General features: G+C 64.4%; 21 protein-coding genes and 3 pseudogenes. 5 read left to right on the top strand and 19 right to left on the bottom strand.

Going from position 1 to position 22,253, the window contains the following annotated elements:
- Window positions 1-343: 343 nt before the first annotated feature.
- The 3 genes from AC2A1N_RS19075 to AC2A1N_RS19065 all read left to right on the top strand — a co-directional run bounded on the left by AC2A1N_RS19075 (window position 344) and on the right by AC2A1N_RS19065 (window position 2,988).
- Window positions 344-898, top strand: a complete 555-nt coding sequence (locus tag AC2A1N_RS19075; protein ID WP_484373166.1) for a ubiquitin family protein — start codon at window positions 344-346, stop codon at window positions 896-898.
- A 135-nt stretch (window positions 899-1,033) separates the two neighbouring features.
- A complete protein-coding gene (locus AC2A1N_RS19070) occupies window positions 1,034-1,462 on the top strand; it encodes a PAS domain-containing protein (protein WP_242894460.1) in 429 nt (142 codons plus the stop codon).
- Window positions 1,459-2,988, top strand: a complete 1,530-nt coding sequence (locus tag AC2A1N_RS19065; RefSeq protein ID WP_484373164.1) for a diflavin oxidoreductase — start codon at window positions 1,459-1,461, stop codon at window positions 2,986-2,988. Before AC2A1N_RS19070 ends, AC2A1N_RS19065 begins: the two co-directional genes overlap by 4 nt.
- Before the next feature lie 93 nt (window positions 2,989-3,081).
- Here the strand turns inward: AC2A1N_RS19065 and AC2A1N_RS19060 are convergent, their stop codons facing one another.
- The 11 genes from AC2A1N_RS19060 to moaA form a co-directional block, all read right to left on the bottom strand.
- Complete coding sequence (locus AC2A1N_RS19060; protein ID WP_484373162.1) at window positions 3,082-3,750, bottom strand: sulfate/molybdate ABC transporter ATP-binding protein; 669 nt, start codon at window positions 3,748-3,750, stop codon at window positions 3,082-3,084.
- A complete protein-coding gene (modB, locus tag AC2A1N_RS19055; protein WP_484373160.1) occupies window positions 3,740-4,423 on the bottom strand; it encodes a molybdate ABC transporter permease subunit in 684 nt (227 codons plus the stop codon). Before modB ends, AC2A1N_RS19060 begins: the two co-directional genes overlap by 11 nt.
- A gap of 3 nt (window positions 4,424-4,426) precedes the next feature.
- Complete coding sequence (gene modA / locus AC2A1N_RS19050; RefSeq protein ID WP_484373158.1) at window positions 4,427-5,170, bottom strand: molybdate ABC transporter substrate-binding protein; 744 nt, start codon at window positions 5,168-5,170, stop codon at window positions 4,427-4,429.
- A gap of 23 nt (window positions 5,171-5,193) precedes the next feature.
- A complete protein-coding gene (locus tag AC2A1N_RS19045; RefSeq protein WP_154350957.1) occupies window positions 5,194-5,970 on the bottom strand; it encodes a helix-turn-helix domain-containing protein in 777 nt (258 codons plus the stop codon).
- Between the two features lie 68 nt (window positions 5,971-6,038).
- Window positions 6,039-6,404: a hypothetical protein gene (locus AC2A1N_RS19040; RefSeq protein WP_242894329.1), complete on the bottom strand. Its 366-nt coding sequence runs from the start codon at window positions 6,402-6,404 to the stop codon at window positions 6,039-6,041.
- The gene (gene mobA / locus AC2A1N_RS19035; RefSeq protein WP_242894331.1) at window positions 6,401-6,943 is read right to left on the bottom strand and encodes a molybdenum cofactor guanylyltransferase; all 543 of its coding nucleotides are present in this window, start codon (window positions 6,941-6,943) and stop codon (window positions 6,401-6,403) included. The genes AC2A1N_RS19040 and mobA overlap by 4 nt, the downstream gene beginning before the upstream one ends.
- A 107-nt stretch (window positions 6,944-7,050) precedes the next feature.
- Window positions 7,051-7,551 carry a molybdenum cofactor biosynthesis protein MoaE gene (locus AC2A1N_RS19030; RefSeq protein ID WP_061479973.1) on the bottom strand — a complete coding sequence of 167 codons (501 nt, stop codon included), beginning with the start codon at window positions 7,549-7,551 and terminating at the stop codon, window positions 7,051-7,053.
- 3 nt (window positions 7,552-7,554) lie between these two features.
- On the bottom strand, window positions 7,555-7,815 hold the full coding sequence (locus tag AC2A1N_RS19025; RefSeq protein WP_005413671.1) for a MoaD/ThiS family protein: 261 nt from the start codon (window positions 7,813-7,815) through the stop codon (window positions 7,555-7,557).
- Window positions 7,815-9,068, bottom strand: coding sequence for a molybdopterin molybdotransferase MoeA (locus tag AC2A1N_RS19020; RefSeq protein WP_242894334.1), 1,254 nt, complete (start codon window positions 9,066-9,068; stop codon window positions 7,815-7,817). The genes AC2A1N_RS19025 and AC2A1N_RS19020 overlap by 1 nt, the downstream gene beginning before the upstream one ends.
- Window positions 9,065-10,063, bottom strand: a complete 999-nt coding sequence (moaCB, locus tag AC2A1N_RS19015) for a bifunctional molybdenum cofactor biosynthesis protein MoaC/MoaB (RefSeq protein WP_154351730.1) — start codon at window positions 10,061-10,063, stop codon at window positions 9,065-9,067. The genes AC2A1N_RS19020 and moaCB overlap by 4 nt, the downstream gene beginning before the upstream one ends.
- 8 nt (window positions 10,064-10,071) lie before the next feature.
- Window positions 10,072-11,052, bottom strand: coding sequence for a GTP 3',8-cyclase MoaA (gene moaA / locus AC2A1N_RS19010; protein ID WP_154350961.1), 981 nt, complete (start codon window positions 11,050-11,052; stop codon window positions 10,072-10,074).
- A 566-nt stretch (window positions 11,053-11,618) separates the two neighbouring features.
- On the opposite strand from moaA, the gene AC2A1N_RS19005 reads away from it, so the two are divergent.
- Window positions 11,619-11,993, top strand: coding sequence for a hypothetical protein (locus tag AC2A1N_RS19005; RefSeq protein WP_049413538.1), 375 nt, complete (start codon window positions 11,619-11,621; stop codon window positions 11,991-11,993).
- A gap of 19 nt (window positions 11,994-12,012) precedes the next feature.
- Here the strand turns inward: AC2A1N_RS19005 and AC2A1N_RS19000 are convergent, their stop codons facing one another.
- The 7 genes and pseudogenes from AC2A1N_RS19000 to AC2A1N_RS18970 form a co-directional block, all read right to left on the bottom strand.
- Window positions 12,013-12,492: a hypothetical protein gene (locus AC2A1N_RS19000; RefSeq protein WP_242894338.1), complete on the bottom strand. Its 480-nt coding sequence runs from the start codon at window positions 12,490-12,492 to the stop codon at window positions 12,013-12,015.
- Window positions 12,493-12,642: 150 nt separating this feature from the next.
- Window positions 12,643-13,032, bottom strand: a complete 390-nt coding sequence (locus AC2A1N_RS18995; protein ID WP_154350963.1) for a hypothetical protein — start codon at window positions 13,030-13,032, stop codon at window positions 12,643-12,645.
- Window positions 13,033-13,523: 491 nt separating this feature from the next.
- Window positions 13,524-13,847 (bottom strand): hypothetical protein, encoded by a 324-nt coding sequence (locus AC2A1N_RS18990; protein WP_154350964.1) that lies wholly within the window; start codon window positions 13,845-13,847, stop codon window positions 13,524-13,526.
- Window positions 13,848-14,022: 175 nt separating this feature from the next.
- Complete coding sequence (locus tag AC2A1N_RS18985) at window positions 14,023-14,463, bottom strand: YbbD-related protein (RefSeq protein WP_154350965.1); 441 nt, start codon at window positions 14,461-14,463, stop codon at window positions 14,023-14,025.
- 170 nt (window positions 14,464-14,633) lie between these two features.
- Window positions 14,634-14,810, bottom strand: a pseudogene (locus AC2A1N_RS18980) (RHS repeat domain-containing protein); the annotation flags it as partial.
- A 407-nt stretch (window positions 14,811-15,217) separates the two neighbouring features.
- A pseudogene (locus tag AC2A1N_RS18975) lies at window positions 15,218-15,745 on the bottom strand (RHS repeat domain-containing protein); the annotation flags it as partial.
- 521 nt (window positions 15,746-16,266) lie between these two features.
- The gene (locus AC2A1N_RS18970; protein WP_484373152.1) at window positions 16,267-20,982 is read right to left on the bottom strand and encodes an RHS repeat-associated core domain-containing protein; all 4,716 of its coding nucleotides are present in this window, start codon (window positions 20,980-20,982) and stop codon (window positions 16,267-16,269) included.
- Between the two features lie 265 nt (window positions 20,983-21,247).
- Between AC2A1N_RS18970 and AC2A1N_RS18965 the strand changes: the two are divergent.
- Window positions 21,248-21,376: pseudogene (locus AC2A1N_RS18965) on the top strand (alpha/beta fold hydrolase); the annotation flags it as partial.
- A 35-nt stretch (window positions 21,377-21,411) separates the two neighbouring features.
- Here AC2A1N_RS18965 and AC2A1N_RS18960 read toward each other — a convergent pair.
- A complete protein-coding gene (locus AC2A1N_RS18960; RefSeq protein WP_061479982.1) occupies window positions 21,412-22,206 on the bottom strand; it encodes an AraC family transcriptional regulator in 795 nt (264 codons plus the stop codon).
- Window positions 22,207-22,253 lie beyond the last annotated feature (47 nt).

Raw genomic sequence — 22,253 nt, 5'->3', positions numbered from 1 at the left:
CAATCGGTATCACCTTCATCTCTGCTGGCGTGCTGCTCCCCTGATGCAGCGCCGTCAGCCCAAGCGTACCCAACCGGGCTCCGCCCTCGCGCTCTATGCTGGGCTGACGGCAATCCTTCTGGCCACAAGTGCGTGCCAATCCATCCAACTGCCTCCCCGGGACCTGGTCAGTCCCGATGGAGGGTATGCCACCCTGCTGCGAGGCCCATCCTCACATCTGAAGATCAGCACAGTGTCGGTGCTACCCGGCCCGGAAAGCTCGGAGTATCCCAATCGGTCCATCGAGTGCGGGTGGTCATCCGTCGCAACTCGACTTCTCTGGGCAGATGGAGCGCTTTCGGCCATGCAAGCATCACAGCTCTGCGAGGCCGCTGCACGATCCGCTGGACTGCCGCTCCAGGCCAATGGGCAGGAACGGACGCCTGTGCATTATCAGCTCACGATCGTAAGTGACGGAGGCGGCATCTGGCGACAACTGCCAGGACCAGAGCGGCCGGGCCAAATGGTCAGCTTCTGGTTTCCCTCCAGCCCGGACGCTGATTCGCTGCGCAGGCGCGTGATCGCCACCACCGCGCATGAGTTCCAGCATATCGCCACCGCATTGTCAGGCCAGCCTCGGCGCGGCCGGCAACGGGAACCAGACGCCTATCTGGCTGGCGCATGTGCGCAGCTATTGATCGAAGGCACCCTTGCGCGCGCGAACCTCCCGGGCGGACACGATCCGCGAGCTGATCCGTTCCTGCCATCTGCTGCCAGAAGCTCCGCGCACGCGGGCAATACGACCGGGGCAGCACTGCTGCGGTTCTTCGGTGACGCAGACACCTTGCACATCAATGAGGGAGGTCGCCACCTCGTGCAGCATTGCCACGAGACGATCGGCTTTCCCCTGCAGCAGTGAACGCTCCCTGCGACACCCGGTCGCAGGCCTTCGCGCTACGCGCTTGACCAATGTCAAACCGCCCGCTGCCACGCGGGCGTATTCCTATGCAGAACCCGAACACGCCGGCGTTACCGGCTCCACAAGGACCCTGCGATGAGCTACTCCCCCGACAACGCCCAGCTGCTGAACGCCATGCAGAACGTCATGGTGATCTCCACCACCGACCTGCAGGGCAACATCACCTACGCCAACGACCTGTTCTGCACGCTCACCGGCTTCGCCCGCGAGGAACTGATCGGCCAGCCGCACAGCATCGTGCGCCACCCGGATGTGCCCAAGGCGGTCTACAAGGACATGTGGGACACCATCAAGGCCGGCAAGACCTGGACCGGCATCGTGCCCAACCTCGGCAAGGGCGGCGTGCTCTACGTGGTCGACACCACCGTGCAGCCGCTGTTCGACGCCGACGGCAACATCACCTCGTACATCAGCATCCGCCGCGTGGTGAACGACCTGATGCAGAACTACGACCTGGTCGAGTTCAGCAAGGAAAAGTTCGACGACTTCTACGAGGCCGCGTGAACGCCCTCCCGACCAGTACGCCCTTCAGCCGCCTGCTGGTGGGTTTCGCGTCCGAGTCGGGCAATGCCCGCGCCCTGGCCCAGCGCCTGGGCGCGGGCCTGCAGCCGCACGCGCCGCAGGTGCTCCCGTTCAACGACATCGACGTGGCCAGTCTCGGCCACGGCGACGTGCTGCTGGCGATTTCCAGCTCGTTCGGCGATGGCGAACCGCCGGCCAATGGCGAACAGTTCTTCGAAACACTGCGCCAGACCCCGACGCTGGCTGGGCTGCGCTATGCGGTGTTCGGCCTGGGTGACACCGGCTACCCCAGCTTCTGCGGCTTCACCAAGGCGCTGGATGCTGCGCTGAGCGAGCGCCAGGCGCAGCCGCTGCTGCGTCGGGTGGACGCCGACCTGGGTTACGAGCAGTTCTTCCAGCAATGGCAGCCGGTACTGGGCCAGGTGCTGGAGGGCGACCTAAACGCTGGCCACGACCTGCACCTGCAGGTCACCGCCTATGGCGAAGACAATGCCTTTGCCGCCCGCATTCTCGAACGTCGCCGCTTGAACAGCAGCGACCCCGCTGCCTGGCACCTGCAGCTGGACATTGCCGGCAGTGGCATGGCCTACCGCGCGGGTGACACCCTGCACGTGGTGCCGGAGAACGATCCTGCCCTGCTGCAGGCATTGGCCACCTGGTACGGCGACACCGCCGCCGTGGCCGCCCTGCATGACCGCGAGCTGCGCCTGCTGAGCAAGGGCGTGCTGCGCGAACTGGCCAGGCTCGGCGGCAGCGAGGGATTGAAGCGCCTGTTGAAGGTCAACCAGAAGTGCGAGCTCGACGCCTACCTGCATGGCCTGGACCTGCTGGACGTGCTGCAGGACCACGCCACGCCGCACAGCGTGCCGCTGGCCAGGCTGCACGAACTGCTGTCACCGCGGCTGCCGCGCGCCTATTCCATCGCCTCGCACCCGTGCCACGACCAACTGAGCCTGTGCGTGCGCGAAGTGCGCTACACCCTGCGCGGCCGCGAGCGCTTCGGCACCGCTACCGGCAGCCTGCTGCACGGTGGCGACCACGCCCGGGTGTACTGCCGTTCCAACCCTGGCTTCCACCTGCCCGATACCGGCCAAGCGCCGCTGCTGCTGGTCGGCACCGGCACCGGCATCGCGCCCTTGATGGGCCTGATGCAGGAACTGCAGGCCAACGCCTGCGAATGTGAAGTGCACCTGGTGTTCGGCGAGAAGCACAGCAAGCACGACTACCTGTACCGCGACCAGCTGCAGGACTGGCATACCCGGGGCGTGCTGGCTGGCCTGCATACCGCGTTCTCGCGCGATGGCGTCGAAAAGGTCTATGTGCAGCACGTGCTGCAGCAGCGCGCCAGCGAAGTGCGCGACGTTCTGGCCCGCGGTGGGCATCTGTACCTGTGCGGCAGCAAGCGCCACCTGGAAGGCGCGGTGCGCGAGGCCATCGATGCCGTCGCCGGTGCAGGGCAATGGGACGCGCTGCGGAATGAAGGCCGCACGCACTGTGAACTGTATTGATCCATTGATCCTGTAGAGCCGAGCCCACGCTCGGCTGCTGTTGGCGGTGTCGCGCAGAGCAGCCGAGCATGGGCTCGGCTCTACAGGTGCAGGTCAATCGCCGACGATGCGGCCGTCCACCATGCGCGCCACCTGCTGGCCGAACATGGCCGCGTCCTGCGGATCATGGCTGATCAACAACAACGGGATGCCGGTCTTGTCCAGCACCGCCTCCAACTCCTGGCGCAGATGCTGCCGCAGGTCATGATCCAGTGCGGAGAACGGTTCATCCAGCAGCAGCGCCTGCGGTTGCGTCACCAGCGCCCGCGCCAGTGCGGTGCGCTGGCGCTGCCCGCCGGAAATCTGCGAAGGCAGCAGATCACCCACCGTGTCGATGCGGAAGGCGTGCAACCACTGCTCCACCGCATCGAAGCGCTGGCCCACGCGCGGATTCAACCACCTCTTCTCCAGCCCGAACGCCACGTTCTGGCGCACGCTCAGGTGCGGGAACAACGCGTAATCCTGGAACACATAGCCCAGCCGGCGGCGCTGCGGCGGCAGATCCACGCCAGTGGCCGCGTCGAACAGGGTCTGCCCCTGCACGCGCACATGACCCTGGCCCGGCCGCAGCAGCCCGGCCACCGCCTTCAAGGTCAGGCTCTTGCCCGCGCCCGAAGGCCCGAACAGCACCACCTGGCGCTGCGTGCACTGCAGCGATACGTCCAGCACGAATGCCTGGCCTGCGGCCTTCAGGCGGCGCTGCACGCGCAGGTCAAGCCACATCACGCAGCTCCCGGCGAGGCCCGCCCACCAGCCGCGCGGCCAGCAACAGGATCACGATGCAGACCACCGAGGTCAGGATCACCAGCGCATTGGCCTTCCCATCCTGCCCGGCCTGTACCGCCTCGTAGATGGCGATCGACAACGTCTGCGTCCGCCCCGGAATGCTGCCGGCCACCATCAGCGTCGCGCCGAATTCGCCCATCGCGCGCGCAAACGCCAGCAGCAGGCCGGCGAGGATGCCGCGCCACGCCAGTGGCAGCGTGATGCGGAAAAACACCGCCACTTCGGACACACCCAGCGTGCGTGCGGCCTGCTCCAACTGCCTGTCCACTTCCTCGAACGCCGCGCGTGCCGGCTTGAACACCAGCGGCAACGAGGCCACCGCCGCAGCGATCACCGCCGCCTGCCAGGTGAACACCAGGTTGATGCCGAACCACGACTGCAGCCACGCGCCGACCGGGCCATTGCGGCCGATCAGCACCAACAGGTAGTACCCCAGCACCGTCGGCGGCAGCACCATCGGCAAGGTCAGCAACGAATCCAGCAGCTCACGGCCGGGAAAGCGGCGACGCGCCAGCAGCGCGCCCAGCGCCACACCCAGCACCAGATTGATCGCGGTAGCCCAACCGGCCACCTTCAGCGACAACCACAGTGCGCTCCAGTCCAGATCCATGCGTCAGGGCTTGCCGAATCCGTGCCTGGCCAGGATCGCCTGACCCTGCGGCGAACGCACGAAGGCAGCGAAGCGCCTGGCTTCCGCCGGCTGCGTACTGGCCTTGGTCACCGCCAGCGGATACGCGATGCGCCCGGACACCGGCACCGCGAACGCACGGCGCACCCGGCCGGGCATCGCCTGCGCGTCGGTGGCATAGACGAAGCCCGCATTCACTTCGCCCCGTGCCACGTAATCCAGCGACTGGCGCACGTTCTGGGTGGTGATGGCCTTGCCCTGCACTGCGGGCCACAGCCCGGCAGCTTCCAGCGCGCCCTTGGCGTAGCGGCCGACCGGCACGCTGTCCGGGTTGCCCAGTGCCATGCGCTGCACACCGGCACCGGCCAAGTCCTGCAACGTGCGCGGCGGCGCCTTGGCCTGCGGTGGCACCACCACCCACAGCGCGTTCACTGCGAACACCTCACGAGTGCCGGCCGCCAGCAGATGCTGCTGTTGGGCCTGGTCCATCGTGGTTTCATCGGCCGAGGCGAACACATCCACCGGCGCACCGCGGCTGATCTGCTGCAGCAACACGCCAGAGGCGGCGAAGTTGAAATCGACCTTGGTCCCCGGGTGCGCCTTCTCATAGGCAGTGCCCAGTTCGCGGAAGCTCTCGGTCAGGCTCGACGCCGCCGACACCGTCAAGTCGGCCGCCCAGGCCGGTACTGCAGCCAGTATTCCCAGCACCAACAGCCCCGCTCGCATCATGGGTCGGCCCCTCGCTTGCCTGATCAGTCCAGTCCGGATTCCCGGGTCACGGCCAGTTCCGCCAGCCGCTCGGGTTGCAGCAACAGCATCTCACGTTGGTTCACCGCAATCACACCCTCGTCGCTCAACCGGCGCAGCACCCGGCTCACCGTCTCCGGCGCCATCCGCAGGTAGTTGGCAATCTCGGTACGGGCCATGCTCAGGTTGAAACGGGTGGCCGAGAAACCGCGCCGGGCATAGCGCTCGGAAAGATCCAGCAGGAACGCCGCCATGCGCTCCTCGGTGCGATGGTTGGCCGCCAGCGTGGCGACCTTGCCGATTTCGGCGCTGAGCAGGCTGAACAGCCGCGCCTGCAACCCCGGCATGCGCGTGGCCAGCAGGCTCAATCGCGGAAACGAGATCCGGCACAGGTAGACCGTATCCAGTGCCACCGCATTGCAGGGGAAGCGCGCACCGTGGATGGCATTGAGCCCGATCACCTCGCCGGGCAGGCTGAACCCCAGTACCTGCTCGTTGCCCTGGCTGTCATCGACGAAGGTCTTGACCATGCCCGCGCGGACCGCTGCGATCGAATCGAACGGATCGCCCGCACGGAAAATATAGTCTCCGGCCTGGAACGGACCGACGTGGTCGACCAGCACATGCAACTCGCCCAGCGCAGCCTTGTCATAGCCCTGCGACATGCAGGCGTCGGAGAACGCACAGGTACTGCAGAAGTGCAGCGCGTCACCGTCATCGGCCGCTGCCGGATTGGGCGTAGCCGGTCGGGACGCAGAGGGAGCGGAGGGGTTCAGGGGCATTGCAGCAACGCAGGAGCGAAGGCGCCCATCATACGACAGCGCGCCACCCGGCCCTGCGCATCATGCGCCTACTCCGGCGCAGGTTCAGCGCGTCGCTGCGGACCGCGCTGGCGCATGCTGTCGCGCACATCCACATCGAACTGCAGCTGCAGCATGCTGTCGTCATCCAGTGCGATACCGAAGCCCAAGCCATCCCGGCAGGGCAACCGCCCCGCCAGCGACTCAACGGCTTGGCGCGGCAATACCAACCGGCAGAACGTCCCGCCATCGAGCAGCACCGTCTGATCGCCGGCATGCAGCGACAGCGCTACGCCCCAGCCGCCGCTGCCGCCGAAGCGGGTCAGGTTCTCGACCGACTCACCTGCCAGCAATCGTGCCAGTTCTTCCTCATCCACGCGCAGGCGCATCGATTGCTGTTGCAGCTGGACCTTCATGCTGTGATGGACTCCCACTCTGATGGCGTATTGCAGTTGAGCAGCAACGCCTGATCCTCGGGTGCCAATGGCAGCCGGGTCACGCCCAGGCGTTCCTGCAGGGCGCGCAGTGAACGTCGCGCCATCGGATCATCAATCAAGTCCCGCAGCACGCGGCGGCAATGATCATCGATCTGCAACCGCATCGGCAACGGTTCATCGTCGAATACCGTGCAGGCGGTGTCTTCTGACAGACCCAGTCGCTGCAGCAGTGCCGGGCTCACTCGTGGCGTATCGACCGGCACCACCCAGGCCGGCCCGTCAGGCATCTGCATCGCCACGCTGTAGAGCCCGCCCAGCGGCCCGCAACGTGCCACGCGGTCCGGCACGCCGCCGAACGCCGGGTAGTCACCGCTCACCCACACCCGCCCGGCGCCGGCCTGCTTCAACACGCCGTGCATGTGTTCCAGCAGGGTGCGGCCCTGCCAGGGCAGCAGCGCCTTGTCGCGGCCCATCCGGCTGGACAGGCCACCGGCCAGCACGATGCCGTTGATGCTCATCGCAGTAGAGCCACGCCATGCGTGGCTGCGCCGGCCGGATTCATCGGGAACGCCTCATCCACGCATGGCGTGGATCTGCTGGACCCGGCGCCTCCCGAAGGGCGCGGTCAATGCCCGTGGTCATGTGTGTGGTCGTGGGAGTGCGAAGCTTCGCTGTCCGCATGGCACAGGCTGCAACCTTCGCTCCACTGGCTGTCGCCGTCCTCGTAATGCTCCTGCTTCCAGATCGGGCACTGGTGCTTCACCGCTTCGATCAGCTGCCGGCACGCGCGGAACGCCTCGTCGCGGTGCGGGCTGCCGGCGGCCACCACCACCGCCACATCGCCGATGCCGAGCCGGCCCTTGGCATGGGCCACATACAGTTTCAGCTTCGGACCGAACGTAGCCTCGACCTCGGCCGCCAGGCGCTTGAACTCGTTCAATACCAGCGGCTCGAACAGATCGTAGGTGATCCCGGTCACCCGCCGGCCCACATTGACGTCGCGCACCTTGCCGATGAACACATCGATGCCGCCGAAGCCCGGATCGGAGACCGCGGCGATGCCCTCGGCCGGATCAATCGCCGCCTGCGCGCGGTCCACCACCTTCGCGATGATCTTCTCGTTCATGGCTCAGCCCCCGCTCACCGGCGGCAGGATCGCCACCCGGCCATCGTCGGGCAACGCCTCGTGGTCGCGCAGCACGCGTTGCTGGTCGGCGAATGCCGAGTAATCCAGCAGGCCGGCACGGAATCCCGGCCAACGCAGCGGCAGCAGTTCACGCAGCGCCTGGCGCAGATCGGCCACGGTGCCGCCGGCCACCTCCACGGCAATCTCGCGGCTGGCATCCAGATCGGAGAACGCGCCGAACAACTGCAGATTTACCTGTCTCATTACGGCTCCTGGCTCGCCAGCTGCACCGGGTCCTGATGACCCCAGCCCTGCACACGCACCGGCGTGCCGGCGGCGACCACGCCGCCCTCGCCTTCCAGCACCACCCAGGCGTTGGCCCGCAGCATGGACATCAAACGGAACGACTCCTGCCCGGCCAGCACGCGCGCACTCAGGCGGCCCTGCGCATCCACTTCCACCCGCGCCCGCGCATGGAAACGCAGGCCGGGCGGCGTGCGCACGTCGGCCTGCAGCGGCAACGTCAGCACCGGCTCCGGTGCCAGCCCCAGCAGGCGGCGCAGCACCGGCTCGACGAAGAAGCGCTGGCCCACTGCAGCGGAGACCGGGTTGCCCGGCAGGCCGAAATACAGCGCGCCATTGGGCAGCACCGCGAACAGCAACGGCTTGCCGGGGCGGATCGCCACCTTGTGGAACAGGATGCGCGCACCCCGTCCGCGCAGCGCGTCGGGAACGAAATCGTAGCGGCCGGCCGACACCGCGCCGGTGCTGATCAACAGCTGCGCACCCGCGTCCAGCGCTTCATCCAGGACCGCGTTGAACGCCGCCACCTCATCGCCCACCGTGCCCTGCCAGACCACCTCGGCACCGGCGGCCTGCAGGCGGCCGACCAGATACGGCCGGTTGCTGTCACGAATCTGCCCGGATGCCAGCGTCTGCGCCGCCTCGGTCACCAGCTCCTTGCCGGTGGCGATCACCGCCGCCTTTGGCTGCGCCACCACCGCCACCTCGCCCACACCGATGGCATGCAGCAGGGTGCGCGCGTTGATGTCCAGCACCTGCCCGGCCTGCAGCACGCGCTCGCCGTCGCTCACATCCTCGCCGCGCAGGCGCACGTTCTGGCCTGGCTTCACCGTGCCCTTCAGGGCAATGCGGGTCGGGCGTCCTTCTTCGCTGGCGAGGATCTCCACATTCTCGACCGGCACCACCGTATCCAGCCCGACCGGCATGCGCGCACCGGTCATGATTTCCCAGGCACCCTCGCCGCCTTCGGCGCCGGCATCGCCTGCTGCCTGCCAGCCCTGCACAGCGAACTCGGTACCAGCTTCGAACGTCGCGCCGTTGGCGCGCAGCGCGAAGCCGTCCATCGCCGAATTGTCGAACGGCGGCAACGACTGCCCACTGATGATGTCACTGGCCAGAGTGCGGCCGCCGGCCTCATGCAGCGGCAGATGTTCGGCCGGCAGCGGCGTGGCCGCCTCCAGCAGGTGCTGCAAGGCCTCGCTGTAGGCAATCATCCGTGCCCACCGCCATCGACCATCGCCAGGGCGTGGCCCAGTACAGGCGCCAGGATGTCCAGGCACTGCGCCGCTGCCTTCGGGCTGCCGGGCAATGCGAACACCAGCATATTGCCCAGCTGCACCACCTCGGCGCGGCTCAGCCAGGCCATCGGCGTGTGCTGTGCACTGAGTGCCCGCACCATCTGCGCCAGGCCATGCACCGGCCGCGCGTTCAAGGAACGCAGCGCCTCCGGGGTCAGGTCACGCGGGCCCAGCCCGGTACCTCCGGTACACAGGCACAGGCGCACGCCCTCGGCGGCCAACGCCTGCAGGCGGCCCGCCAATGGCTCGATGCCATCGGGCAGTATCTCGGCGGCCGCCACCTCGCCACCCAGCTTTTTCAGGCCGGTCACCAGGGTCGGGCCGGACACATCCTCATAGGTGCCTTCGCTGGCGCGATCGCTCAGCGTGATCACCGCGCAGGCCGCGCCCTGCAGCCCCTTCGGTGCACGCGGCTTGAAACGCGCGCGCTCGGCCTCGTCCATGCCGTCCGGGTGCAGCCACACACCACGCTTGCCGCCTTCCTTGAACAGCAGGCGGATGCCTTCGATGCGCAGCGCCGGCTCCACTGGCTTGCTCAGGTCGTACAGGGTCAGCAGCGCGGCGTTGACGCCGGCCAGTGCCTCCATCTCCACGCCGGTGCGCGCCTCGCTGGCGCACTCGCACCACACGCGGATCGCCTGCCGCTCCGGCACCGCCGCGCAGAACACCTGCACCAGTTCCAGCGGCAGCGGGTGGCACAGCGGCATCAGCATCGAGGCCATCTTGGCGCCCTGCAGGCCGGCAATCTCGGCCATCACCAGCGCATCGCCCTTGGGCAGGCGGCGCTCGACAATCAGCGGATACGCCACCGGACCGGCATGCAGCTCGCCCACTGCCACCGCACGGCGGCGGCTGATGCGCTTGTCGCGGACATCGGCCATATGGAAGGCCGCATTCAATTCCCCACTCATCGTGTTGCTCATCCTCCGATCGAGGCCAGGTGCGGGATCAGCCCGGTCTGGCCCTGGTGCAGTCCGTGCCCGGCCGCTTTCAGGCCAAGCTGGGTGGTGATGCGTGCCAGCAGCGCGTCATGGTCATCATCGCGTTGCAGCAGCGGGCGCAGCGGCACGCCGAACTCGCCGAACAGGCACAGCCGCAGGTCACCCTTGGCGGTCACCCGCAGGCGGTTGCAGCCCTTGCAGAAGTCACGCGAATACGGCGCGATGATCCCAATGCTGCCGCGATGCTCCGGGTGCACGAACTCGCGCGCCGGCCCGGCATCGGCGGCTCGCGGCCGCTCGTGCCAGCCAGCGGCCAGCAGCTGCTCGATCACCCGATCGGCGCGCAGATGGTGGCGCTGGAAATAGGCTTCGTTGTCGCCGGTGCGCATCAGTTCGATGAAGCGCACGCTGAAGGGTCGGTCACGCAGGTAGTCCATCCACTGCGGCAGCTCGTCGTCGTTCAGGCCACGCAGCAGCACCGCGTTGAGCTTGATCGCCGGGAGGCCCAACGCCTGCGCCAGCGCCAGGCCCTGTTCGATCTCCGGCAGGCGGTCATGCCCGGTGATGGTTTTGAACCGTTCACGCTGCAGGCTGTCCATGCTCACGTTCAGCGCGGTCAGGCCGGCGCGGTGCCAGCCCGGCAGGCGCCGCGGCAGCAGCGTGCCATTGGTGGTGATGGCCACCTTGCGGATACCCGGCACCGCCGCCACGGTGGCGATGATCTCGTCCAGATCCTTGCGCAGGCTGGGCTCGCCGCCGGTCAGGCGGATCTTGCTCATCCCCAGCGCCGCAAAGGCCCGCACCAGACGGCCGATCTCATCCACCTGCAGGAAACGTGGGTGGCCGTCGGCCTGGTAACCGTCGGGCAGGCAGTAGCTGCACCGGAAGTTGCAGGCTTCGGTGAGCGACAAGCGCAGGTACGGAAAGCTGCGTCCGAAGCTGTCGGTGAGTTGGCTCATGGCTGTTCCGCCTCCTGGTACCACCCTGCAGCCCTGCCCCTGAACGGGTTGTCGACCCCAGCCCGCAGAGTGCGCTGGGGCGTTGAAAGCGTCAACCCGGGACAGCCCGCAGCCTGAATTGGCACCGCCTGTCGTGATAGGCCCTCCCGGCCCATCCCGTTCGCCGTGACAACCTCGACACCTGTCGCAGATTGCACGCTGCGGGCGGATCACTACGCCAGCCAGCACTGGCGGGGCTTAACAGCGTGGGAGAATGCCGAAAGCGTCTCCAATCGAGTGATGTTTACAACTCTTCTGATTGGCATTGCACAGCGCCAGGGGCTCAGATGGCGTGCCACCGGAAAAGGGTGGCCGGGTTTCGAATCCCGAGTTGGTCCTGAGTGATTGCGCTTGCCAGTCGGCGTCCACATTCCGTGGCGCCGGCTGGCAATCCGTCTGCCGGCTATGGCGGGCGGTGCGTGGGGGCGTTCGCGCCCACCGGCTTGGGACCAACCCGGATTCGAACCATGCACCGCCCGCCACTTTTATGGGTGGCGGCTACCGATTGCCCTGCACGGAGCCTTGCCATGAACGAATCGGACTTCCCGCATCTGCACGCCTACCGCAGCACCGCCGGCGACGACGGTTCGCCACAGGCTGCGCCAACAGTGGACAGGAACACCTTCATTGCCAACCTCCACCGCATCGGCTCCGGTGCGGCGGCTGACGGGCAGCCGTGGCCGGAGCGGCATCAGCTGCCCGGACGCTGCCTCGCCCTGGCCGACGCCGATTGCGCGTTGACCGGGTTGCGGGTGGTGCTGGAAATGCTGCTGGCGGCCGAACGCACCCGGCAGAACGGCGAACCGGAAGAGTACGTGGGCGACCGGGTGATGGAGGGGTTGGTCATGGCTTGCCAGTCGCTGTGCGCGCAGGCGGTGGGGCGGTTGCAGCCCGAAGGGTGAATGTCATGTGCAACGGACTTCAACGAGAACCGCCTTCCACCCGACATGCCAGCGGCGTAGCGCCCTTCGCCGAGGGAATCGCGAGTACATTCCAGCGCTCGGCCAAGGTACGTTCGACGCGAACAGAGAATGACAGTGCCTCGGCGGGCATCTTCCCTTCAGAGAAGCCGATAGCTATCTCGAAGCGATCCAATCCGAGGTTCCCCGCCTCCAGTCCTGAGCCATCTTCCCGCTTCACTCCGACGTAGACGACAGGGCGCCTCACGTCCACCTTTGCCCTGGCAAGCTGGCGATCCAATTCAGCGCTGCCATCGAAGTACTGCATTCCTTCGTCCTTGGCGATAGAGCTGAGGGTCTGCTTGAACCGATTCACGCCCTCTTGGTCATGCACGCAGAACTGAATCATCTTGAAGGGCCGCTTTCCTACAGCCCATGCGCCGCCAGAGAATCCAAGTCCGACTCCAATCAGAAGTAGTGCTGTCAGGATCCTCACCATCATCAAGGCCTCAATTTGCAGAGTGTGGCGGCCAACGTCGCCGCAGGGCCAAAAATCGTGAAACCAAGCACGTCTCCGCTCGGTCTTCTCAGGCGCCTTCCCCCGGATGAGGGAGACCTTGTCGGGGTGAGGAATCTGGGCACGGAATGTCCTTCAGGGCACTGCACCCGCCATCGGCAGATGCTCGATCCGCCATGTCCTGGCGTAGATGAGAATTACGCTTCCGGTCGAGGTGGTCTCGATACGGAAACATTTCAGGCCGGACAACGGATAGCCAACCGCCTTCCAACGATCAAGAAGATGAGCAAGCCCCGGCTCGTCGTCCTCGACCCTGGCGAACTCTATTCCCTCCTCCCCCAGTACGCCGAAGTTCATGAGCGCCGAGCACCCGTAGGCTTCCGAGAAGCAGACGGTTGCCTGCCGGCCGTCCGGCCAGCGCACGTGGACCTTTACCTCGTCGCATACGCCAGGTTTGCTCCTGTCAATGTTGATGGCCAGCAACGTGGCGTCACACCATTCGAGCAAGTTGAAATCATCATTCATCCACTGGAATCCGTCAGATGCATACCACGGAGGTGCGACCCCGGTCGCCCCTTCCTCTCTCTCACCGCTCCTGAAGCTCCCCAAGATTGAGATCCCGGGCATAGGACCGCCGACTACTGATCTGCACCGGCTTGGATGCGAACCTCCGGCCGTCCCTGCATTCAACGGCGAATTGGTAGCTCTGGGGTTCCGGCCCTGCAACGACCATCATGGGGACCGAGAATGTGCTTCCAACCGGTTTCGACGAAACTACACCTTCGCCCTCCCCGAGCATGCTCAGCTCACAATCGAGAGCGCGAACGTCACCCTGACCTGGCGGCACGCTTCCCGAGACGCGCACGATCATATCGCCACCCAATGTTGCACAGCCGGCCAGAACCAGACCGGCAATGACAGCTGCGGCACACCCACCTCACCTTTGGCATCCCCGAATCCTCAGTACGCACTGCGACGTCTCATGCCAATAGCCATTCAGGAACGCATCAATCTCATCAATAGATACCCGCCATGATACGAATGTAGTCGTCGAGCGAATCCACCCGCCGATCGACTGCAATACCACGTTTTCTTGCGAGCGATTGAAGCTCGAATATTAAAACTCCATAGCCCGAGTCCCAGCTATGAGCTTCACCAGGCGACAGTTCCTTCGAAAATCGATCTCCAGGACGAAGCTTCCCGGAGGGCAAACGAAGCTCGTCTGCAACATGCTCCAGCAGCTCCCCTACGATTTCCTGATCCAGGCCACTATCCGCATAGTATTGGTCATAGAAGCCAGTTGGCGACAGCGCATCTCTTTCTCTCAGATTGCCTTTCATTTCTATTCGCCTCTACTTGCCGCCTGTCCTACAGCCACCATAGCCCATGGGGCCGATATCCCAGAACCCCTCCCACACACGACGCTCAGCCGGAAACTGCCGAATCAGGTGCCGGAAAAGGAGGCTGCCAAATGCCACTCACGCATTCGCTTGCCAGGTGAGACCGTCCATCCACCTAGAATTTTATTCCGCTGTAAACAAGGCCCAGCTGTTCATCGCGCATGACCCAGCGACCAACATTACCCTCCGGGCACAGATAGAACTTGCCGCCATAGCTTGACGCTCGCGACCACGCGTTGCGGGCAAACTGAGGAAATCTCCGCATGACTCGCGCGTCGGACATCTCCGGCCTGCTCACTAGCCTGCAGTCTTCGGGCAAAGCAAGAACCCCACTGGTAAGGCGGAAAACCAGCCACGATTCATTTGTGTCCATGTCGTGCGACTCGCGTATGTTGACTGCGTCCTCAGGCAACCATGAAGGCAACCACTTCGATTCACCGATTGCTTGTCTTGAGACGGCTTGGTTGCGGTCTGCATACTCGGTGCTGGCAACTTCCATGCAACCAGAAAGTGTGATTGACAGCGTCACGATTGGGAGCAGCTTGGCAGCGTGCATTTGAGGCGTCCGAGTCATCAGTAGGGGAAGCTTCCACCCGGACGATAAGCTCCCGCACATCTGCGAGCAACTCCCCGTACGGTCCATTTGTCCAGATGATCGTCCGAGGCGATTTGCCAGCTGATCCGCAGCGGAGTCAGCGGCAGAGTCGTCCTTGATGTTTTGATCGAGCCACTCGCGCGAGTCACCTGCTGGCCGGGAAAGCGCAGGCCGAGTTCAAACACCACTCCATCGTCTTGCGGATCAGCACTCCGGATCCAGCCACCGAACACCTCGCTCTTGTTGCTCCACTCCCAAGCCCAGACATCGGACGACCGATCGATCACCACGCGAGGCTCACCCGGATGACGCTGAGTGAGCGCAGTTCCCCACTTGGCAGGCCTATTGCACAGGGGCGCTGGTCCGATGCGTGAGCATCAGGGGCAGCGCCGACATCAAGGGCGGTCCGTACTGACGGAGACAGAGCCGTCTTCCCTCAGCCAGAGGTTCACATAGGTATCTGGGGGAGGTATCCGATTGATCGACGCCCCTGCAGGAAGGATCTCCCAACTGGTGATCGAGCCGCAAACTGTTTTATGGATCAACCTGCGACTGTCCACCCCCCGTCTGACCAGTTCGGCAACAACCACTTCTGGAGGCTGGCGATCAAAGCCTTTGTAGACAGTGCAAGTCTTTCCCGTCTGACCCATGGGGTACGTTGAACTCTCCACCTCATCACGGCACCCCAGCTGGCCCAGAACGAGCGAGAGGATGGCTAGTATCCGATTGCATCGCATTGCCTGTCGCTCCTTTCCTTTACTGCCCTGCTGTAAGCCTTGTCTACTGCGGCGCCTCCGAGTCCGCCGCCGCGCAGCCGAGTTGCACAGATCATCTGCTCTTGATATGCAAGGCACTCAAGCTCATTTGCCAGCTGCCGATGCTCGATCCCACCATATTCCCAGTTCTTTGGGAATGGACTTGCACCTTTGGGCCTACCCACGCAGGCATTAGGAACCCTCTTTTCCAGTAACGTCTTATGGTTTCGCTCATGCATAACGGTGCATATCTTGTCGCAGCCCGAATTGCAGACACTGACCAGGAACCCTCCATTGCCATCACAAGTCACCATTCCCAGTTGTCCGCCACACGTACTTGTGTCGAACACAGGCTCAAGCCCAAGTGGGTCAACCGCGCGAAGCGGAGAGGCACTCGAGTACCCGTAGGCGGAGATGCCGCCGGACAGGCCTATGGGATCCGCTTGCGTATAGCGTCCGGTCGCAGCGTCGTATTCCCGCTGGTAGTTCCCGCCGAGGTGGTCAGCGCGGCCATTACCGGTGGCGCCGCAGGCATAGGATCAATTCAGCGCGGTCGAAATCCAAGGCTCTGCGGCGATTATTCATGGCGTCCCCAGGAACGCTCGCCTTAAGTAAACCGACGCCCCGCAAAATGCGACCGCCCCCACAAGCCAGCTTCCAAGTAATAGCGACGGCCAAAGGTCTGCTACCAACGCCGTTGCTCCGAATCTCTCAAGGCTCTGTAGAAGCAAGCGCCCCCCCCCATCAATTGCCAGATTGGAAGAAGTGACAGCCACGACCCCGAGTACGAGACCAGCGATCAACCCCACCACTAAACTTCGCGGGATGCGGCGCATACTTTCGCATCGAGAGAGCGCATAGAATGTAACCGAAAGAAGTAGTGAGAGAAGCAGTACGTATGGAACTCGCATCGCTCCTATCTTCATGAAAGCGGATATCCATATCCATCCCGCAGAATTCACAGAAGCAGATAGAGTGAAGCATATCAATGATGAGATAAGCCTATCCTTCATTTGACTGGACATTCTGCCGCCTTTGCACTCTTGTGAAGAACACCCGGGAAGAGTGTTTGCTTTATCCCACACATTCCATCCAACGCGCCGGACACGTGGCTCGCACACCAGAAGCCACGTGCATCCCCCCATTCCTCCGCGTTCGCAATGAGAGTTAACTCTTGCTCCGGAGTCAAAGGGATTACCGTTAATTCAACTCGGCTACCAGTTCCCACCTGATACTTTTTGTAGCTGGCCAAGCTAGCATCGCGCCCCTCAAATAGCCCACCGGTTCCTCGACGACCACCAGGTGCGTAGGTGCCGGAAGGGTCGTACAGGAAATCAGGCTTGCCAGGTATCGAAACATGAATCGCCGAATGGTTTGCAATACCGAAATCGTATGTCGTTATTAGCGTCGTCGTCAGCCCAAGCGGATCAGTAAATCGGGCGGGGTTCGAGATCACGTAGCCATACGTACTGATGCCGGCGTTCAACCCAACGGGATCGCTCTCCACGTATCTGGCCGACGCCGGATCATAGTCACGGAAGTAGTTGTAGAACAACCCACTCGCATCCGTCGCCTGCTGCCCCGGGAAGCGCAGCGCCAGTTCAAACGCCACACCATCGCCATCCGGATCGGCACTCGGAATCTGGTTGCCGAACACCTCGCTCTTGTTGCTCCACTCCCAGATCGCCACATCGCGCGCCGCGTCGATCACCACACGGGGCGTACCCAGATGATCCGGCTGCAAGTAGGCCAGTTCCGGCACGCCGGTAGCCGGCGTGTTGATCAGTGCCACCGGGTAGTTGTCCAGCCAGATGGCCTGCTGTTGCGCCTGGCCCGTGGCCGAGTAGTTCCCCAGCCACTGCCCAGCTTCGTCGTACAACGTGATCTGTGCTGCGCCACCAGCCGGGGTACGCAGCACGCGCTCGCCGCGGTGGTTGTAAACGTAACTCTCCAGTGTGGCGTTACCCTGCTTCACCGCGTTCATGCGGTTGGCATCGTTGTAGGTGAACGCCTTGCTGCCAATACTGGTGGTATTGCCCGCTGCGTCATGGCTGCGTGCCTCGCCATCCACAGCAGTCAGGCGATGGCTGGTTGCGGGATAAGTGTAGCTGGCGGTGCCTGCCGAGGTGGTCAGCGCGGTGCGATTGCCGGTGGCGTCATAGGCATAGGTTTCGATCGGGGTGCCGGTCGCGCCGTCCTGGGTCTGGGTCAGGCGACCCAGCGCGTCATAGGCGTACTTGGCCAGCACCGTCGAGCCTGTGCCGTTCTTCAGCTCGGTGATCGAACCGACGGGATCGTAGCCATAGCCCAGCGACAGTCCGCCCGCGGCCGGGTCGTGCACCGCCTGCGGGCGGTAATCCAGATCCAACGGACGCTGCAGCTGGCGGCCGTTGCCGTAGGTCCAGCCGGTCGCCGGGCCGAAGGCCGCATAGGTCACGTTGTTCACCACGATCTGGCGCGCCTGGCCGGGGCGGGTCAGACCGATCTGGCTGATGCGGCCCTGGGTATCGCGCACGTAGTCAGCCACGCTGCCGTCGGGGTAGGTCAACGCGGTCAGGCGCCCCGACTTGCTGTAGGCATAGCGCAGCGTACTGGCAACGCCGTTGACGGTCTGCACCTTGCGGGTGACCTGGCCGAAGCGGTCATGGCAGTACTGGGTGCTGCCATTGGCATGCAGCACCTGCCCCAGCCGTCCCTTGGCGAAGCGCTCGTCGGCGGCACAGGCGGTCGGCGCCACGTCATAGTTGTAGCCCACGTCCAGATTGGGGTCCGGATAGGCGATGCCGATCAGGCGGTTGAGTGCATCGTAGTGATAGGTGGCGGTGACGCCGCGTGCATCGGTGGCCGTCTTGCGGTTGCCTGCCGCATCCACGGTGAAGCTGCTGGCGCCAGTGTCGGGGCTGACTTGTCCAGTCAGATCACCGAAGCCGTTATAGGCGTATATGGTGTGCAGGCCCTTCGGGTCGGTGACCTGGGTGACCTGGTCCAGCGCGTTGTACTGGCTGCGGATCTCCGCCGCCACGCCGCCGACGTCCTGCAGGGTCTGTGCCAGGCGGTTCAGCGGGTCGTACTGCTGGCTGGTCACGCGCTGCAGGGCGTCGGTGATCGTCTGCGGGTTGCCGTTGGCATCGTAGGCAAAGCCGGTGGCGTGGTTGCCTGCGTCCTTCAGTGCGGTCAGCTGGCCGAGCGTGTTGAACGTCCGTGCCAGGGTACGGCGCAGGGTACCGCCTGCATCGAGCGTGTCTTCCTTGAGGCGATTGCCGGCATTGTCCAGCGTGTAGTGAATCGTGTTGCCCGCGTTGTCCTCGATATCGGTCAAGCGCAGCGCCGCATCGTAGACATAGGAAACGCTGCTGCCGTCGGGCTCGGTGATCTGTTGCACCTGACCGGTCGGCCAGTAGCTGATCTGGGTGACCCGATTCTCGGCAGTGGTCGCGCCGCGCACGGTGATGGAGGTCGGCCAGCCGCGGGGATGGTAGGTGTAATCAGTCACCACGCCGTTGGCGTCCTTGACCGACAACGGCCGCCCGAACGCGTCGTAGGCCGAGGTCTCGACCGTCTGGCCCAGCGCATTGGTCACGCTGCGCAGGTCGCCCTTGCGATAGGTGCAGGCACCTCCGGTCGCGCACCCTGCATCATCCGCCGAGTAATAGGCATAGGTAACGTCATCGGCCACATCCGTGCGCGGGCCATCCACGCTCTTCAGCAGCCCTTCCACAGGGCAGCCCCCTGCCGCAGCCACATCAGCGGCTTCGCAGTAGGTGTAGCTGGTGATGCGCGTCTGACCGGACGCGATGTCGGTCACCGTGTTGGTTGTTGGCTGGCGCCGGGCATTGAAGGACGTTCGGGTTTCACGATTGCCGATGCGGGTGGTCAGCACCGCATTGGTTTCGACGTCGCGCGCGGTGGTCACCACCCGCTGCTCGGGCAGGCCGAACGCTTCGGTCACGGTATGGATGCTGACGGCACGACCACTCACCGGATCGGAACCCTGCGCATAGGTGTGCTTGGTCTGGATACCGCGGCGATCGGTGTAGGTATCCAGGCGCCGGCGGAAGTCGACACTCTGGTCGTAGTAGGTCCGGCTGACGGTTCCCTGCGAATCCGTCAGGCCAGTTACCTTGCGCGACGGCGCGGTGTCGCCGCCAGGTGTCAGGGTGTAATCGGTCTGCCGCCCCAGCGCGTCGGTCACCACCGCACCACCATTGGGGCTGTAGGCCAGTGTCACGCCATCGGCACCGCCGGCATGCTGACTGGAGATCACACGACCGATGGAATCGTAGGTAAAGGTGCTGTAGCGGCGACCGTCCTCGGCGGTGATGCCGGTCAGGTGCTGGGGGAAGTCCTGGTTCTCGTAGTGATATGTCCGCACACCACCACCCGCATAGGTCACCGTGGCGACCTGGTTCTGCGGCGTGTAGGTATAGGTGGCGAGCGCAACGCCCTCGACCAGCACCGAACTGATCAGCGCCTCATAGTCATTGGACTGGTAAACGAACTCCAGTGTGCGGCCACTGCTGTGGGTGACCGCCGCAAGGCGGTCGCTGTCGTCATAGATGTAGGTCAGCGACGTGCCATCCGGGAAGCGCTTGGCGGTCAGACGTCCGTCCGCGCCGAAGGTCGAGATGGAGCCCGCCGAGTACAGTGTCCAGTTGCCGTTCTGGACCAGACGGTCACCACTGTCGTCGTCCGCCTCATAGGCTTGGCCGATCTTCTTGAATGCACGCTGGAAACCGGTGCTTTCAATGATGCCCACGCTGTCAACGCCGTCCAGTGCCAGGTGGGCGCCCAGCGAATGGGTCCAGCCATAGCCGAAGCCACCGGATGAGGTGGAGATGCCGGAGTGATAGAAGCGCGTCAGCGCGATCCAGCCCAGATCGAAGTCCGGCGCGATCTCGTACTTCTCGCCCGTTTTGACATCACATGGGTTGCCGACATTGCCGTCGCAGGTACCGCCGTTGGAGGCCGGGTCCTTGTCGGGAATCGGACTCATGTTCGCCGCTGTATCGTTGCGGGACATGGGGCAGCTACCGTTGCCGCCGTCCTTGTCGCACTTCTGCGACTTCGAGGTGATGGTCGCAACGAAGTCCTCGTTGACGCAGGCGTTGTGCTTGTTGGACCACTGCGTAAGCGGAACAGGGCAATCAAGGCGGCGCTTGCGGCCGAAGGCCGCCTGACTCACGTGGGGCGTGCAGGGCGATTCGGCTGTGTTCTGCCCAATCATACGCGTGATCTGATAGTACCTGGACTCGACCACGCCCTCCATTTCGGGCACACCGGAGAACCAGTCTCCCTGTGGAGTCACAGCAGCCCCCGGACAGACAGGATTGGCGGCCTGGACGCCCGCGAGATAGCTCGCGACCATCGCCTCTTCGGTCGTAAATTCCGCCGTGCTCAGATAGGTCCAGTCTGGATCCGAAGGTTGCGCTTTTCCCATCCAGTAGGTGATCGACGTGTTTCCGTTCAAGTCCACGACTTTCGACTTGATCTTGTCGACAGATTGCCAGCCGAACTGGAACTCGGGCGGGAACGGGCTGGGTGCGGGCAGGCTCTTGATCGCCTGCACTGCCGCCTGCTGGGTCTTGTACTGCGTCGAATTGCCGCCGGGCTGCGAAATACGCCACGTGATCTTGCTTTCCTGCGCCTGGGCCACTGCAGGGCCGAAGCAGCCAACGGCAACGATCGCCAGCACGGCACACGAAATGGTCTTCAGTCGTTCCAACATCCCTGTTCTCCTTCCTGGACGAACACAGCGCCGGCGGGAACGAGAACGCGGAGCTGTGCCCCGCGTCATGCTTCGGATCGTCCCTGGTCCGGTATGCGGCAGTGCCACATGCCGCCTTTATCGTTGAAGACGTTTGCACGTTCAAGTGTGGAGTCGCGTAACCGGTCACAGATTCAAGCATCCGTGGCCATTCAGCGGCCTACGCCCGGCTCCCATGACTTCTTCTACAGGGAGTCCGTGTTCATAGCTCACAACACTACCAGCACACGCCCTGCTCTTCTCGGGCTTCACGCGCGGCTCGCACCGCTACCTGGCAACCGGCCACACCCTCCAGCGCGAGGAACCTGCTGCGGTGGTGGCCGCGATTCAATCGGTCTCCGACACCTCGAAGTAGCCGTTCCGGGCAACGGCTTCCCCCGTTGTTCCCCGCTACTGCCCGCGCAGGCGCACCGCGAAGTACCGCGCCGGGGAAAGGCCAAGCGCTTTCTTGAACATTGTGATGAAGGCCGTCACCGACTCATAGCCCAGCGTCTCGGAAACGCGTTGTACCGGTGCACCGGCGGCGAGTTCCCGAATGGCGATGAGCAGGTGCAGCTGCTGCCGCCAGCGCCCGAAGGACAATCCCGTTTCGCGTTCGATGAGGCGGGTCAACGTGCGCTCGCCCAGGGCCAGGCGCATGGCCCACTGGCCGATGGTGCTGCGATCTGCCGGATCCGCCGACAGCGCCGCCGCCAACGCCCGCACCTTCGGGTGAGGGCTGACCGGCAACGACAGGTGCTCGGCCGGCATCTGTACCAGCTCGTCCAGCAACACCCGCGCCAGCCGGTCGGTGTGGCTGCCATGCGGATAGTCCAGCGGCGCGTCGGCCAGGTGCAGGATCATCTCGCGCAGCATCGGGGAGATCGCCAGCGTCACGCACTGCGCCGGCAGGTCGACGACGCCGGGCTCGACGAACAGGTAGCACAGGCGCGCGTTGGCGGTGGCGCGATTGCTGTGCGGCATGCCGCCCGGGATCCAGACGCCACACTGGGGCGGCACGATCCACAACGCATTGGCCACTTCGCAGGTCACCGCGCCATGCAGAGCAAGAATGAGCTGGCCCTTGCGGTGCTCATGCACGGGAATTTCCGCGTCGTGCTCAGCCACCTGCAGGCGGCTGGCGACCGCCGGGCGATCGGTCTCGTCCGGGTCCAGGTCAAAGCCGGGGAGCGAAATGCGAGCCATTCTCACATTGACCGGTTTTAGCGATTGGTTGTCATTGTAGCGAAATT

It is taken from the genome of Stenotrophomonas maltophilia group sp. SKK55 (genome assembly GCF_057179845.1).
This window is presented reverse-complemented; position numbering and strand designations above follow the sequence as displayed.

What these genes read in the sequence shown, in the direction of transcription:
- AC2A1N_RS19075 (WP_484373166.1), top strand. Translation starts at nt 344, where the DNA reads ATGCAAGCATCACAGCTCTGCGAGGCCGCTGCACGATCCGCTGGACTG.
- AC2A1N_RS19070 (WP_242894460.1), top strand. Translation starts at nt 1,034, where the DNA reads ATGAGCTACTCCCCCGACAACGCCCAGCTGCTGAACGCCATGCAGAAC.
- AC2A1N_RS19060 (WP_484373162.1), bottom strand. Translation starts at nt 3,750, where the DNA reads ATGTGGCTTGACCTGCGCGTGCAGCGCCGCCTGAAGGCCGCAGGCCAG.
- modB (WP_484373160.1), bottom strand. Translation starts at nt 4,423, where the DNA reads ATGGATCTGGACTGGAGCGCACTGTGGTTGTCGCTGAAGGTGGCCGGT.
- modA (WP_484373158.1), bottom strand. Translation starts at nt 5,170, where the DNA reads ATGATGCGAGCGGGGCTGTTGGTGCTGGGAATACTGGCTGCAGTACCG.
- AC2A1N_RS19045 (WP_154350957.1), bottom strand. Translation starts at nt 5,970, where the DNA reads ATGCCCCTGAACCCCTCCGCTCCCTCTGCGTCCCGACCGGCTACGCCC.
- AC2A1N_RS19040 (WP_242894329.1), bottom strand. Translation starts at nt 6,404, where the DNA reads ATGAAGGTCCAGCTGCAACAGCAATCGATGCGCCTGCGCGTGGATGAG.
- mobA (WP_242894331.1), bottom strand. Translation starts at nt 6,943, where the DNA reads ATGAGCATCAACGGCATCGTGCTGGCCGGTGGCCTGTCCAGCCGGATG.
- AC2A1N_RS19030 (WP_061479973.1), bottom strand. Translation starts at nt 7,551, where the DNA reads ATGAACGAGAAGATCATCGCGAAGGTGGTGGACCGCGCGCAGGCGGCG.
- AC2A1N_RS19025 (WP_005413671.1), bottom strand. Translation starts at nt 7,815, where the DNA reads ATGAGACAGGTAAATCTGCAGTTGTTCGGCGCGTTCTCCGATCTGGAT.
- AC2A1N_RS19020 (WP_242894334.1), bottom strand. Translation starts at nt 9,068, where the DNA reads ATGATTGCCTACAGCGAGGCCTTGCAGCACCTGCTGGAGGCGGCCACG.
- moaCB (WP_154351730.1), bottom strand. Translation starts at nt 10,063, where the DNA reads ATGAGTGGGGAATTGAATGCGGCCTTCCATATGGCCGATGTCCGCGAC.
- moaA (WP_154350961.1), bottom strand. Translation starts at nt 11,052, where the DNA reads ATGAGCCAACTCACCGACAGCTTCGGACGCAGCTTTCCGTACCTGCGC.
- AC2A1N_RS19005 (WP_049413538.1), top strand. Translation starts at nt 11,619, where the DNA reads ATGAACGAATCGGACTTCCCGCATCTGCACGCCTACCGCAGCACCGCC.
- AC2A1N_RS19000 (WP_242894338.1), bottom strand. Translation starts at nt 12,492, where the DNA reads ATGATGGTGAGGATCCTGACAGCACTACTTCTGATTGGAGTCGGACTT.
- AC2A1N_RS18995 (WP_154350963.1), bottom strand. Translation starts at nt 13,032, where the DNA reads ATGAATGATGATTTCAACTTGCTCGAATGGTGTGACGCCACGTTGCTG.
- AC2A1N_RS18990 (WP_154350964.1), bottom strand. Translation starts at nt 13,847, where the DNA reads ATGAAAGGCAATCTGAGAGAAAGAGATGCGCTGTCGCCAACTGGCTTC.
- AC2A1N_RS18985 (WP_154350965.1), bottom strand. Translation starts at nt 14,463, where the DNA reads ATGCACGCTGCCAAGCTGCTCCCAATCGTGACGCTGTCAATCACACTT.
- AC2A1N_RS18970 (WP_484373152.1), bottom strand. Translation starts at nt 20,982, where the DNA reads ATGTTGGAACGACTGAAGACCATTTCGTGTGCCGTGCTGGCGATCGTT.
- AC2A1N_RS18960 (WP_061479982.1), bottom strand. Translation starts at nt 22,206, where the DNA reads ATGGCTCGCATTTCGCTCCCCGGCTTTGACCTGGACCCGGACGAGACC.